Origin of the sequence: Pseudoalteromonas sp. S2721, assembly GCF_005887425.1 — a bacterium.
Taxonomy (GTDB): Bacteria; Pseudomonadota; Gammaproteobacteria; order Enterobacterales; family Alteromonadaceae; genus Pseudoalteromonas; species Pseudoalteromonas simplex.
In genome coordinates this window covers 38,169-51,298 of sequence record NZ_PNCZ01000018.1, presented here as the reverse complement: position 1 = coordinate 51,298, position 13,130 = coordinate 38,169, and the positions used below count along the sequence as shown (strand labels likewise).

Annotated in this window: 13 protein-coding genes; all 13 read right to left on the bottom strand. The window is 40.8% G+C overall.

Annotation, left to right across the window (positions count from 1 at the left end; genetic code table 11):
* Nucleotides 1-41 precede the first annotated feature (41 nt).
* Nucleotides 42-1,364: a Na+/H+ antiporter family protein gene (locus tag CWC02_RS08620; protein ID WP_138617694.1), complete on the bottom strand. Its 1,323-nt coding sequence runs from the start codon at nt 1,362-1,364 to the stop codon at nt 42-44.
* Between the two features lie 8 nt (nt 1,365-1,372).
* Nucleotides 1,373-3,313 carry a transglutaminase TgpA family protein gene (locus CWC02_RS08615; RefSeq protein ID WP_138617692.1) on the bottom strand — a complete coding sequence of 647 codons (1,941 nt, stop codon included), beginning with the start codon at nt 3,311-3,313 and terminating at the stop codon, nt 1,373-1,375.
* A 2-nt stretch (nt 3,314-3,315) separates the two neighbouring features.
* Nucleotides 3,316-4,275, bottom strand: coding sequence for a DUF58 domain-containing protein (locus tag CWC02_RS08610; RefSeq protein WP_138617690.1), 960 nt, complete (start codon nt 4,273-4,275; stop codon nt 3,316-3,318).
* Between the two features lie 3 nt (nt 4,276-4,278).
* A complete protein-coding gene (locus tag CWC02_RS08605; RefSeq protein ID WP_138617688.1) occupies nt 4,279-5,172 on the bottom strand; it encodes an AAA family ATPase in 894 nt (297 codons plus the stop codon).
* Between the two features lie 7 nt (nt 5,173-5,179).
* Nucleotides 5,180-5,575 carry a response regulator gene (locus CWC02_RS08600; RefSeq protein WP_138617686.1) on the bottom strand — a complete coding sequence of 132 codons (396 nt, stop codon included), beginning with the start codon at nt 5,573-5,575 and terminating at the stop codon, nt 5,180-5,182.
* 725 nt (nt 5,576-6,300) lie between these two features.
* Entirely contained in the window at nt 6,301-7,443 is a 1,143-nt protein-coding gene (locus tag CWC02_RS08595; RefSeq protein WP_138617684.1) for a phage head morphogenesis protein, read from the bottom strand.
* A 1-nt stretch (nt 7,444) separates the two neighbouring features.
* Nucleotides 7,445-7,987: a hypothetical protein gene (locus tag CWC02_RS08590; RefSeq protein ID WP_138617682.1), complete on the bottom strand. Its 543-nt coding sequence runs from the start codon at nt 7,985-7,987 to the stop codon at nt 7,445-7,447.
* Complete coding sequence (locus CWC02_RS08585) at nt 7,988-8,428, bottom strand: hypothetical protein (protein WP_138617680.1); 441 nt, start codon at nt 8,426-8,428, stop codon at nt 7,988-7,990.
* Between the two features lie 10 nt (nt 8,429-8,438).
* Entirely contained in the window at nt 8,439-9,053 is a 615-nt protein-coding gene (locus CWC02_RS08580) for a DUF3164 family protein (protein WP_138617678.1), read from the bottom strand.
* Nucleotides 9,046-10,551, bottom strand: coding sequence for a phage portal protein family protein (locus CWC02_RS08575; RefSeq protein ID WP_138617676.1), 1,506 nt, complete (start codon nt 10,549-10,551; stop codon nt 9,046-9,048). Before CWC02_RS08575 ends, CWC02_RS08580 begins: the two co-directional genes overlap by 8 nt.
* Nucleotides 10,544-12,283, bottom strand: coding sequence for a hypothetical protein (locus CWC02_RS08570; RefSeq protein WP_138617674.1), 1,740 nt, complete (start codon nt 12,281-12,283; stop codon nt 10,544-10,546). The genes CWC02_RS08575 and CWC02_RS08570 overlap by 8 nt, the downstream gene beginning before the upstream one ends.
* Nucleotides 12,283-12,789, bottom strand: a complete 507-nt coding sequence (locus tag CWC02_RS08565) for a DUF1804 family protein (RefSeq protein WP_063530259.1) — start codon at nt 12,787-12,789, stop codon at nt 12,283-12,285. Before CWC02_RS08565 ends, CWC02_RS08570 begins: the two co-directional genes overlap by 1 nt.
* Nucleotides 12,789-13,127 (bottom strand): hypothetical protein, encoded by a 339-nt coding sequence (locus CWC02_RS08560; protein ID WP_138617672.1) that lies wholly within the window; start codon nt 13,125-13,127, stop codon nt 12,789-12,791. Before CWC02_RS08560 ends, CWC02_RS08565 begins: the two co-directional genes overlap by 1 nt.
* Between the last annotated feature and the right edge of the window lie 3 nt (nt 13,128-13,130).

The window sequence follows — 13,130 nt, the reverse complement described above, 5'->3', positions numbered from 1 at the left end:
AAAAGCCCCAAATTGGGGCTTTAAAATAAACAATGCTAATTTTACAACACCATTGCCGCAACCCAGCCAGCAATCAGTAGTGGAATATTAAAATGGATGAATGTAGGTACCACTGAATCCCAAATATGGTCGTGTTGCCCATCTGCATTTAAGCCTGATGTTGGGCCAAGTGTTGAATCAGAGGCAGGGGAACCTGCATCACCTAGCGCACCAGCAGTTCCAACCAGTGCCGCAGTAGCCATAACAGAAAAGTTTAGTTCCATACACAGTGGTACAAACAGGGTGGCTATAATTGGCACTGTCGAAAACGAGCTACCAATGCCCATGGTGATTAATAAGCCAACGAGTAAAATTAACGCAGCAGCAAGGGGTTTGTTACCTTCAATCATTCCTGCGGCAGAGCTAACTAATGAAGCTACATCACCGGTTGCTTTCATCACTGAAGCAAAACCTTGCGCCGAAATCATAATAAAGCCAATCATCGCCATCATAGCAATGCCTTTACTAAATACATCGCCGTTTTGCTCAAGTTTTACAACACCAAATAAGGTAAATATAGCTACCCCAACAAGACCACCTAGGATCATAGAGCCACTAATATTTTGTGCCACTAATGAACAAAGTACGGCGGTAATTCCCACTGCTAACACCTTTTTAGGCTGTTCAATGACAACCTCTTGCTGTTGCTCTGTTAGGCTGTGAGACTCGTAACTACGGCGTTTTCGATAAGATATAAACACCGCAACCAATAAACCAAATAACATGCCAATGGCTGGAATGATCATTGCAATCGGCACTTGAGTATTAACAATCTCTAAGCCATTTTCAGTGAGGTTCTTGTGTAGTATCGAGTATAAGTAAATGCCACCAAAACCATAAGGTAGCACCATATAAGAGGTGGCTAAGCCGAAGGTTAAGATACACGCAATAGCACGTCTATCAAGGCGTAACTTGTTAAACACAACAAGCAGAGGCGGAATTAGAATTGGTATAAAAGCAATATGTACGGGTATCAAATTTTGCGACGAGATCGCACACAGTAAAATAATACTTAATATAAGATAACTAAGCGTCGTTTCGCCTTTATGGCTATTGTCGTTTACTTGCTTTAGTAACTTAGACGCTAAAATACGGGTTAAACCCGACTTAGAAATAGCCACCGCAAATGCACCTAACATCGCATAGCTCAGTGCTATTTCAGCGCCGCCCGATAAGCCATCATTAAATGCATTAACGGTTTGTGATAAACCAAGGCCTGCGGTCAAACCCGCAATAATTGCGCTTACCGTCATCGCCACAATGACATTAATTCGACAAAGTGTCAGGATCAGCATCAACATAACGCCGACAATTACTGCATTCATATTGTTCTCTATTTGGCTGTTTTGAGAGAGTTTAACAGAACTCGTACGCGGTTTTTGCGATTTTGGTTATATGATTGCTGTTGATAACGTACTTCGATGATTATTTGCTCAAACTCACTTAAATATGCCTCTGTTCTAGGCTTTTGCTGTTTAATTAAAGCAATATTTTGCAGTGGCGTGTTGGTATCAACTGGCTCAATGCCTTGCTTTTTTGCCCACAGGTATAGCTTAGTGATGTCATCAACCAGCGGCTCTCTACTTCGAATAGGGCGTTTGTTATATAAGAAATAGCCAGTAAAGCTTAGTAATAATGTACCTAACACAATTAAAGGTGTTAGCCATGCTGACTTATTGCCAAACAGAGAATCAAATAAACTTTGTTGTGATTCTTGGTCAAACGTAAGCACCCAGTTAGTCCATTTATAGTCGAGCTCTTCAAGGTGAATTCGCAGCCAGTTTATTGCTTTAAAATGACTCCAGCGCTTTAGGCCAAAGTTAAGATTGTCGTTAAAGCTTTCGTTTAAATCCCCCAGTTGTGATAACGAACCGTTTAAACGCTCCGGGGCAACAACAGAGGTAGCATCAAAAATATGCCACTTTTCATCAAAGAACACTTCGACCCAAGCATGTGCATCATATTGGTAAATGTTAAGCGTAGCGGCTTTAGTTTGTTCTCCGCCTAAATAACCCGACACAACACGGGCAGGGTAACCGGCAACACGAAACATAAATGCAGCGGTGCTGGCATAGTGGCCACAAAAGCCACGTTTGGTATCAAACACAAACTGGTCTAACGTATTATCACCATACATGGGTGTAGGTGATAATGTGTAAGCAAACTGCTGCTGATTAAAGTAATCAAGTAGCGAATTAAAGTAACCTTGGGCATTTATATGCTCAGCAGCCAGCTCTTTTGCCAAAGCTGTTGTTTGTGGATTAGTTGCTTTCGGTAAGCGGGTGTATAAGCGTTTTTCAAATTCATTTAGGCTCAGCGAGGCTTGGCTACTCGTTACCGCGTATTTAATGTTTTTGTTTAAGTTACCTTTGCGTTTTAACAAACCATTGTAGGTTGAGTGCACATCAGAATTATCACTTTGCGCAAAGCCAACTGCAAAAAGCCAATTTGAAGATGAAGGCTCTGCAATAACCTGATAATTAACACCATTACTTTGAGTAATTGTACGGCGAATTGGGTTATATTGTTGCGATTTCAAAATGTCTGATATTAACCATTCACTGCCATTAAACTCATCATGAATAAGGCTGCGCCAGTAATAGGGGGCTTGTAAAGCTTGCTCTGGCTGTTGTTCTACCCGAAACACCAAGTCATCTGACTCTGCTAATTTCGCAATCGAAAAGGGGTTAACCTGCTCTGATAACCCCGTTTTAGCAAGTTTTGGCCCCGGTAGCTGCCAAAATGCGGGTAGCTTAGGTAAAAATAAAATCAAAAACGCCGCTATGGGTAAGGCTAGTAGTATGGTTTTAAAACTTTGTTTGTTAGCGGCCTTAAAGCTTTGAGGGCTAGTTAAATAGCCTAGTACCGCGAAGTTAACAATATAAAGTACACTGACTATCAAGGTTTCAAATAATCCTTGATGAAACAAATACACCGTTGAAAGGTTAAAAAACACCAGTAAACACACAGATTGATACTGTTTAACGGTTTTCGCTTGTAGCAATTTAAAGCTGCTAGCAAGTAGCATCATGGATACAAATAACTTGACCGTATCGCTCACACCAACCAGTATAAATAAGGCAACTAAGCAAACCGCAGCCAAAATATTCGCCACCAATCCATTTAGTTTTTTATAAAACTTACCTAAAAACAGGTTTAAAAAACTCAGGCCTGCCAATATGGCTAAGAATGGAGTCGCTACTTCAGTAAACAAAAAGCCACTGGTAACAATAAACAGCACTGATAAAACAGTATTTATAAGCGGCGTATTCATAATTAAAACTCCGCTAAAGCTTGTAGGCAGGTTGTTTGATGATTGACCCCTTGGCCTTTTGCAATGTATTTATTGGGTAAGGTTAACGAAAACGCTATGTGTTGGTCAGTTAATTGATTAACCAAAAAACATAACTGGCTTAATCTGTGCTCATTATTGCCACTCAACATATTGAAATTAAGCGCTAACTCTTTTGATGCATCACTGGTAAATTCTTTCGTTAATAGTTGCTGAGTTTTAGCGTAGTGTTTCCACGATACCTTATTAAGCGCTGTTCCTTGCACAAAAGGGGTAAGCTGGTAAAAGTCATCATTACCGGCTTTAACTTGTGCGTTATCGCCGTCGTGTTCGTCATTGTCATGGAGCTGAGTATCAAGCTTTTCAGTGGTGATAGGTTGTGGGTAAACATACACGGTTTCGGTTGGTTCAATGTAACTCCACACAGACACTAAACCAAATGGAAAGTGGCTAATGATTTTTATTCTATCAAAGCCATATGCACCACGTTCACTACATTTAAGCACTATTTCAACGGTCTTTTTCTCTTTGTTTTGCAGTGATACAGTTTCAGATTCAAGGTTGTCATTAACCAGTTTTATAAGCTCACAGTATGATCGTGCGTGAATTTGAAAACGCGCAAAAGGGGCTTTTGGCGCATAACTTTCATTAACTGATTGGTATTTAACCGACAAACCTCGCACATTTTTATAGCCGGTGAGTATCGCAAATACTAAAACAACCACCATTAAATACGCCATGGTTAAAATCAAGTTGTTTTGATAGTTAATGCCCATCACAAAGTTCAGTAAGGCAATTAGTAAAAACTGCCCACCAAGTTTTGAGGGTAATACATAAATTGTTTTATGCTGAAGCTCAATTTCGTTAGTTTTATGCTTGTTTTTTAATAACTTATTAAAAACGGACTGACGAAATTGATTAACAAAAGCAGGGCGCTTAAACATGTTTTATAAGCTTACGGGCACATGTTTAAGTGCATAGCCGCTGTCACCAGCATTTAAGCCAAGCCGGTGATCAGTCACACTAGGGAAAACCGCTTGTACATCTTCAGGCATTACAAAATCACGACCTTCAATATACGCCCATGACTTTGCAGCGCGGGCAAGCGCAATACTCGCTCTTGGTGATAATGGGTTTACAAAATGGTTATCTTGGCGAGTATACGTAACGAGCTCAAGAATATAATCAACCACCGCGTTGCTTATCGTTACTTTATTAATTTCTTTTTGAATAACAGCAAGTTGTTCAGGATTAATGCGCACAGGTAAGTCGTCATAATTTCGGTTGTTTAAGCCTAAAATGAGGTTTTTCTCAGCGTGTTTATCAGGAAAACCTAAACTAATACGCATAAAAAAGCGGTCTAATTGTGACTCAGGTAACGGATAAGTACCAGATTGATGCACTGGATTTTGCGTAGCAATTACAAAAAATGGTGATGGTAGGGCGTGTTTAACCGCATCTACCGTCACTTGTTTTTCTTCCATTGCTTCTAACAGTGCACTTTGTGTCTTAGGACCTGCACGGTTAATTTCATCACCTAATACAACTTGGCTGAATACAGGACCTTGATGAAATGAAAAACTATGTTCTTTAGCATCAAAGATGTTTGTACCAAGAATGTCAGAAGGTAATAAATCGCTAGTGAATTGAATACGTTGATATGACAAGCCAAGAACTGCGGCAAGTGCATGAGATAACGTGGTTTTTCCCATACCTGGTAAATCTTCAATTAACAGGTGGCCTTCACTAAATAAACACGTAAGGGCGAGTTTGATTTGTTGTTGCTTACCAAAAATGACCGTTGATAGGTCATCTATAATGAGTTGGATTGTCGAATTCATAAACTACTTAATTTGTTATGGTTTCCATCAATTCTAGACGTTTCATAACAGAGTCGACTTTTTTTGCGTTGAATGGTTTAGCGATAAAACCTTTAGCACCTAATTCCCAGGTGTTTTGCACATTCTCAAGACTATTATGGCCAGAGCACATAACAACATGAGTATGAGGATGGCGGTCATTTAAGTATTCAAGAATTTGTGTACCGTCAGTGTTAGGTAGTTCAATATCTAGAAAGATTACGTTAGGCGACTTTTCTTCAATTACGGTTTTAGCTGATTCAAAATCTCGACTTTCTAAAATATCGTCAAAACCAAGACCAGTTAAAATTTGATTTAGATAGTCGCGGATATCTTGCATATCATCGATTATCAGAATAGGTTCTAACGGCTTCACAAATTCCATATCGTTTACATCTTATCGTTACATCTCAAGTTGATAGTTTTAATATAAGTCATGAGATAACTAAGCTCAAGAAACAAGCACTAATAAAATGAATAATATGATAAAACACCACCTTAATGTCCGATACCGTCTAGTATTGGACTTAACATGCGAAGAGAATAGGTATAGCTATGTATAGATACTTTACTTCCTATAATTTATATTATGTTAAATAGGTTATTTATGTATATTAGCAGCCTCAATACTCGTTAGATTTTAAGGTTTTTTTAGCCCTTTTTTTGATTGATTTGGGTTTTTACGGTTTTATAGCTTTTTATGAAATCCACATTTTTACTTTGTAAATTTCCAACCAAACTTACTTCATTCCAATAAGTCTACAACGGTAAGTTATTACAAACCTAGATTTGAAATGCCTTTCTTGTACGGCTTCCCAAAAATATAAATGTAAGGGGTTGTTCATTTCTAGAATTATGGAGGTATGGAGATTTTCGCCCTCGTGTTTTGGAAAAGCCCGTAAATACTGACCTTCGCCAATCCCAAGCCGAAAATTCATGATTTTTGAATTACGCTTGTTTTTAGACTCTAACCGTTCAAACTGACTCATTATCTGATCATTCCTGCTCATTTTACGTTTAGAATTAGATCATTTCTGATCGTTTAACTTTTCTTTAAACGCACTTTAAACGCCATTTAAACGCTCTTTAAATATTCTCAGCGAGCAATCTTTAAATCTTTTCTGCTGCTACAACCGTATTAAAATTTGGTCCCAGTTCAATTGTGATCATAAAGCCCTGGTACGTCATTCTAATTTTGTTATCTATATATGTGTACGCATTTGGTTTTTGAATAGCGTTCATTAGCTGGTGAATTTGTTCAATTGTAAGTTGGCCAGCTAACAGCTTTTCAATTTGTGAACTGCTAATCGTAACAACGCTACTATATATAGGTGCATTTTTACGTGACAACTCGTTTAAGAAAAATGCAGGCAAGTGCCCTAACGTAAATTCTTGGCCATCGACTACCGGCTTTATAAGTGCAATCTGAGCTGCTTTTAAATTTACCTGCTTTTTATAATATTGCTGTGACTTCAAAACAGCTTCATTAAATTGCGGTACCGCTAGTTGTTGAAGTTCTTTCGATAACTTCACTACTGACTTACCAGCTGCTATGTCAGCACCTAACCACGCTTTACCTGGATTATAGTCCCAACCTAGATCTATGCCAGGTAACTTATCTAGTTGTTCACCTGTTGATGCATCGACGACCTTGAATGACTGCATAAACTTATTAACAGACTCTGGTTTTGTGATCGATAAGCCCATACGTGCAATATCACGTTTATTCAGTGAAACCACCTTACAACGGCAGTTATAGCCATTTGGCGGATAATGCGTGTCCCAAAACGGATGGTCGACAGGAAGTAAAATATAGTTCCATTTATTATGATCAGGCCTAACTCTGCTATCACCAGCGGTCAGGTAAAGTAAATAAGGTCTACGTTCTTTTAATCGGTTCTGTTGTTCCCAGCGCCCTGCTGCTCGCGCTGTATTTTTGTTGTTCTGGTAAATTACTTGAGTGCGCCAGCCACGCTTACCTTTATAAGACCAACCGTGATCATCAACAATTTTATCAAAGCGTTTTCTAAAGTCCGATATGGTTTCACCATCACTAATTGCTTTATCTACTGCTGTATATAGCTCATTCAGGATCTCGATTTCTGTTGCACCTGCAACGGTGAATGCTTTGGCATGAATTAAGCCCTGTAAGTCTCTATATGACTCACTTGTCAGCTTAATTTTGTCTTGAAAGTGTGAAATGGCTTCCTTGAATTTAACAAGGTCGCCATATTGTGGAGCTGATAGAGCCATTTTAATGCTCTTTTAATGACTGTTGAATGTCTTGAATTTCATTTCGTCGCGAGTTATCACGGCTATTACCAAAGAAGAAATTCAATATTGACGCTATAACAGTGCCTAAAACGAAGCCTAAAATTGTATCTGCAAAGCGTGTAGAGCTCTCAGGTATTGGCATAAACGTAATAAAGCCAATATATAGAGCCGTCGTAATTGACCAAAACCACGCATAATAATAGATGAAGCGTTTAGAAAACTTATCATCCTGGTTAAGTGCTTGGATCTGCATAATCCGCGCACTCTGGGTGTTTTTATATGCAAGTTCGTCTAGTTCTTTCTCTCGATTGAGTAAGGTGGTTCTTAACTCATGCGCGTATTTCTCTGAGTCTTTTATACGGTTTAACGCTTCTTCTGGTGACGATGTACCTGTTAAAGTTTGAGCTATATCAACGACTTTTGAAGCAACCGCTTCACCATTTGAGCCCCCTATCCAGTTACCTATTTTTTTATCTAGGCCAGTTAGCTTTGCAAGGCCAAGTGCAATTGTGATTGGTTCCATTTAAGCCTCCATTGACTCGTAGGGTACGCCACCAATAAGCATTAATTGGATACCTTTGATCCGCTTGAATTGGCGAACTAATGATTTAGCTGTTGTAAAGTGACAATCAAAGAACGCTTTTTTGTCATCCAGATTTGGAAAACATTTCTTGGCTTGCCTTTTACCAAAAGACTTTATGATGCGTTTCTTTTCCGCAGGTTTATAAATCGATATTATTCTTTTGCGCCAAACTTGTTTTAAACATGAGGGTTGAGCGGCTTCTTTAGTAAACCATTCACCTTTTATATAGCCATCAATGTAAACAGCTAATACAGTGGTAGATTCTGATTTTCTAACACGCTGTATCGAGATTTCATGATCGCCCAATTTAAATAAAGCACTACCAAAAGTCCCTGCAAGTTCACTTTCAACCTTGTCCCATTGCTCTTTAGAAATAGACATAAGCGCCCCGCTACAGCTTTGCTATATCAAGTGAAATAGCTTGTTCAATGCCTTTCTCGTCCTGCTTGTAAAAGCGGATAAAACGGCATGAATCGATAACACCTACAGACTCTGCAATGATGTTCATCGCCTTTTGCCATTTACCGCTTTCATCAGTGATTTCAAGCTTGCGTAACGCAAGGATACGTTGCGGGTTTAATGATCCTTGCTTATCGGTATTAAAGGTTTTACTGACAATGGCTCGTATGTTTTGATTGCCGCCTTCGGTCCATTCATCTAGGCACTCATCAATCAGCTGTTTAGCAAGGGATAGCTCTGGGCCAAGCTCGATACGTTCCTGCGTTTGAATATTTACGCGCAAAGTGTTATCGAATGAACGTAACTGCGTATTGCCTTTCTTACCACCTAAACTTACACCATGTTCTTGCGCTAAAAGCTCTATAAAGTCGTCAGCTTCAGCCATCAATGAACGTTTGAACTCAGCTAATTTTTCCTGCATTTCGAGTGCTTTCGCACAGGCTTTTTGTACAAACTCATCTTTGATCAAATCCGTCTGTTTAACGTTAGCAATTGCAACTAAATTGCCTTTACCGTCTTTTAAGTAACCTTCAGGAATATTATTCATCGTCTATCTCCACAGTTTTAGAATTAGCCTCGCTCATACCCGCCATAAACTCATACTGCAGAGCTTGCTCAGCCACTTGTGCTAAAGCAGACTCAGAGATAGTTGGGAATTGTGAGGTTATTTTTTGCTTAAGTTCGTCCAGGTCTTTTGATGCCTGGGCAAAATGCCAAATCTTTTCAATGGTGTCGTTTGAAGCGTGATCGAACACATCAAACTCATCGCTAATTTCAGTACTAGCAGAATCAGACTTCGCAAATTCAGTGCTTTTAGCAGCTGAGGCTATGCCTTGGCCGTCATCAGGTACTTCAAGAATGTCTTCACCTGGTTTAGGTTTTGGAATACCTAACTCTTTGTACACGTAGTCAGTGCTTACAGGTACCAGGCGTGCAGATTCGCGAACACGGCTTACCGTATCGGTATTAATTTCGCGCTTATCTTTAAAGATGAATTGCGGAGGCTCACCACCCTCAAAATTGACAGAGTGAAGAGTGTTAATGATCTGATTGCGATAAGAAGCAACAAGCGCCCTATCTGCGCGTTGATTATCGCCAGCGCGTTTAGCATGCGTTTCACTAGCTGCACGCGCGCCGCCGTTCTTTTGCTCAGTGGCCAATGTTTGGCTGGTTAGCGCCTTACTCATTTCAGCATTACAGAAATTAATTAAACGCTCAGGAATTGGTTCACCCGATAACTTACTTTCAAGTACTTCAATACTGGTATCGTCGGGTATTGCGGCTACACCGTCTTGAACTAATTTAGCGAGCCCAGTTAAAAGGCTATCTATATCAGCATCTTTTGCACCAATAGGGTATTTACCCACAGGGAACGGCACACCAAAGCGTTCACAAAATTGAACAAAGAACTTAAAGCCACCGTGCTTAAACATCCACGGCCAAAAGCAGCTGCTGAGTAGTGCAATGCCATACGGGTTTGTTGCACTAGGCATATGACGAACACACGACCAACGACGCGGGTCCACTTCTTCGCCTTGCGGGTTTTCTCTTGTTTTAACAAGCAGCTCGTGATCACTATTAAATGCAAAGCGACTATTACGCCATGTTTCAATGTATTCAGGCTGCCACGTACCATCACGTTTAATAAACTTGCCCAAATGTGTCACACTGAAGCCATGTAAAATAGCACTGTAATTGTGCCAATCCATATCGGCCCACTCTGTATGCTTGCACGGTTTACGCTTAAAAAACTGCTTTGCTAACTCGTAGCTTTTCATACTGGCCGCATCGGTACCACCAGGCACCAACTCAGTATTAAAGCTATATAAACCGCTGCGTAATGAGCGCAATTCACCAATGATATGCGCGTCACGGGCAATTTCTTCATAAATAGCCGTGTTTTTACCTGCTTTACGTAAAATTGGGTCAGGGTTTGGGAGCTCTGTGATCAACGACGAAAAGCCAGGGTCCAATTGATTTTGTTCAAACATACGAACAAGGGCACCATAAGCCCGTGAATTAATGCGTGGCTTAGACTTAAACATGATAGCCCCCTATTTGTTTGGTTACTTTACGGCTTCGAACTCTAGGCATCCCGCCTGCGCCAGTGCTGGATATCATCCATAAAATGGCTAAGGCACAACTCAAGTCGTAGTGATGTGTTGTTTGTTTTTCTGGCCAGTTTTCGAGCTCGTCGAGCAATAATCTGCAATGTGAATGAAAGGCTATTTGTGCAGGTGTATTGGTCACATAGGTTTCGAGTGAGCCTATGCGTTCTTCAGCTGGTAATGTGGCAGTAACACCACGTAAAGGGAGTGCAATGCCCTGCTCTAACCCTTTGGTGATAAACTCGCTGCGCATAAAGTCAAAGGCGTTGTTATTCTCAAAGCCCCACACTAAGCAGTTATATTCTTTTTGAGCGCGAATTATGTCGTTAAGTAAACGACTGGTACCGCGCACTTTGCGGCTTTCGTATTCAACGTGCAGCTTTTGTAGGTCTTTTGAATAAAAGCCAACAAGTATCGCGCTTGGGTCGGACTTTTCTGTTTTACCCATACTTGGATCACATGCACCGTATGGTACCCAATCGTGTAAACGGTCAACCCAAAAATCAAACTGGTAAAAAATCGCTTCTTCATCGCTTTTAGCAATACCTTGCATTTCGCGGTTAAACTCGCGCTTGTTCGCAGCCCACATACACATTAAATCGTAAAGTGTACGTACACTTGGCCAACTGGTTTTAGCGCCCTTAAGCATTTGGCGTTTGTTCTTGATCCAGAACTTAAACGAAGGCTTATCTTCAGTGGCAACAGCAATACCTTTAGCCGCTTCGCGCTTTTCAAAGCGTTTATCATCATGAACCATAAGGTCGCGACATTGCTCCCATAAGTCCATGCGCTCAGGCATTTGTTTAATTGCTTTAAAGCGGTGAACAATGTGCCCTGGTGCTTCTTCAGCACGGCTAATTGGGTCATCGTTATTAAGAACGGTGTTCACACCTAAGAATTTTACGGTACCATCGGGTGGCCCTAAGAACTGCACCGAAGCTTCAAGGAATCGCCAGCGGTTTTCACGCTCTGTGGGTGACTTGGCTTCGGCATCGGTAATGATATCGTCAGACAGTAACAGCTTAGGTCGGCTTGCACCGTGGAACGCACCACGTACAGCCTGCTCAGCACCACGGCTCTCAAATCGCACACCTTGGGCCGTTACAAACTCGCCTAACTTCCATACTGGCGATTTTTCGCATACTTCAGGAAAGTCTAAGGCTAAGTTGTTATTGTTCAACAACTCCGTTTTAACGACTTCAAGGGTCTTGGTTGGCATTTTGGTTTCAGCACCAAACAAGATCACAAAATCAATAAAGAGAGGTGGCTTTTCTAAGCCAAGTTCTTGGCGTACCTCTGCGTCTTGCAGCAGTGCCAATACTGAAACATACACAGGGGCGATTTTTACGCTAAGTGTACTTTTACCTTCGCCACGTGGAGCAACAAACCAGTTTTTCCAACCGTTTTTAAGCTTTAGTGCTTCTGGTAGCCAACTATTAAAATAAGCCTGAAACTCAGATGGTTTCTGCCCATCATCTAGCCACATATGGTGTGGGAAATAGGTATATACAAAAAACTCAAAATCACCGCTTAAAACACGTTTACGGCGCTCTCTAATGGCTTCAGGACTTGGATCAATATGACGTTCTTTAGCTTCGATATCGCGGCGTAACGCACTGGTTACTTGCTCTATCTCTGCTAAAAAATCACGTGTATTTAAATCAGCCATTAGTCGCTTAACTCCTTATCGAGCTGAGGACCAAATGCAGTAAGAATTTCGACTAATTGCGGTGCATAGTCAGGGTGATGTTTTGAAACAAATTTAGCTAAAATCTTGATAACTTCAGCAGCGACAGTGCGTTTTTCTAGGCGCTTATTGCCGCCAGATACTTTCATTACTTTGCTCATCATATCAGTGAGTGAGCTAAGTACTTTAGTGCGCTGCTCTAATGGAAGTGCTAAACCTTCTTCAGATTTTAAAAGCTCAAAGGTTTCGTTTACTTGAATAGTAAACTCTTCGATAAAGTCGGTTGTAAACTCACCTGCAGCACCCTCACTACGACGGCTTGCAGCACGAGCAAGATCCCAATCATCGCCCTGGTCTTTCGCTTCCATCTTCCAGCGGCGGGCTGTGCCATCTGCAACACTATGCTTTACTGCTGCAACACTTAAAGCAAGCAGTTCGTTTACATAGCTGTGACGTAAAGCGTTTTTCTTTTCTGCTGGGTGTGCCATTAGCTAAACATCCCACTTTTAACAGCGTAAGCAATTAAAGAAACAGCTAAACCCGCAGAGCCGCCCATCGCAGCCACTTTTACACGTTGGTTTGTGAGCTTTTCTTCTACTTTTGTTAATCGCTCAGCATGGGTCTTAAGCGCCTCAGCTTGGCGCTGCTCACTTTTTTCGATATCTATTTTTAAGCTATCAGTGATCTGCTTTTGACGGGCTTCACTCTTTTCTATGCTGTGGTGAATATCAGCCTTAAGACTTCTAAGATCATCCAAAATGGCTGATTGGCTTCCTTGAATTTCACCGATTGCTTGAAATAGCTGGTTCTCTTGTTCTGGTGTCATGAG

Excerpts from the sequence above, each read along its gene's own strand:
- CWC02_RS08620 (WP_138617694.1), bottom strand. The coding sequence starts at position 1,364 with ATGAATGCAGTAATTGTCGGCGTTATGTTGATGCTGATCCTGACACTT.
- CWC02_RS08615 (WP_138617692.1), bottom strand. The coding sequence starts at position 3,313 with ATGAATACGCCGCTTATAAATACTGTTTTATCAGTGCTGTTTATTGTT.
- CWC02_RS08605 (WP_138617688.1), bottom strand. The coding sequence starts at position 5,172 with ATGAATTCGACAATCCAACTCATTATAGATGACCTATCAACGGTCATT.
- CWC02_RS08580 (WP_138617678.1), bottom strand. The coding sequence starts at position 9,053 with ATGAATAATATTCCTGAAGGTTACTTAAAAGACGGTAAAGGCAATTTA.
- CWC02_RS08595 (WP_138617684.1), bottom strand. The coding sequence starts at position 7,443 with ATGGCTCTATCAGCTCCACAATATGGCGACCTTGTTAAATTCAAGGAA.
- CWC02_RS08610 (WP_138617690.1), bottom strand. The coding sequence starts at position 4,275 with ATGTTTAAGCGCCCTGCTTTTGTTAATCAATTTCGTCAGTCCGTTTTT.
- CWC02_RS08585 (WP_138617680.1), bottom strand. The coding sequence starts at position 8,428 with ATGTCTATTTCTAAAGAGCAATGGGACAAGGTTGAAAGTGAACTTGCA.
- CWC02_RS08590 (WP_138617682.1), bottom strand. The coding sequence starts at position 7,987 with ATGGAACCAATCACAATTGCACTTGGCCTTGCAAAGCTAACTGGCCTA.
- CWC02_RS08560 (WP_138617672.1), bottom strand. The coding sequence starts at position 13,127 with ATGACACCAGAACAAGAGAACCAGCTATTTCAAGCAATCGGTGAAATT.
- CWC02_RS08575 (WP_138617676.1), bottom strand. The coding sequence starts at position 10,551 with ATGTTTAAGTCTAAGCCACGCATTAATTCACGGGCTTATGGTGCCCTT.
- CWC02_RS08600 (WP_138617686.1), bottom strand. The coding sequence starts at position 5,575 with ATGGAATTTGTGAAGCCGTTAGAACCTATTCTGATAATCGATGATATG.
- CWC02_RS08570 (WP_138617674.1), bottom strand. The coding sequence starts at position 12,283 with ATGGCTGATTTAAATACACGTGATTTTTTAGCAGAGATAGAGCAAGTA.
- CWC02_RS08565 (WP_063530259.1), bottom strand. The coding sequence starts at position 12,789 with ATGGCACACCCAGCAGAAAAGAAAAACGCTTTACGTCACAGCTATGTA.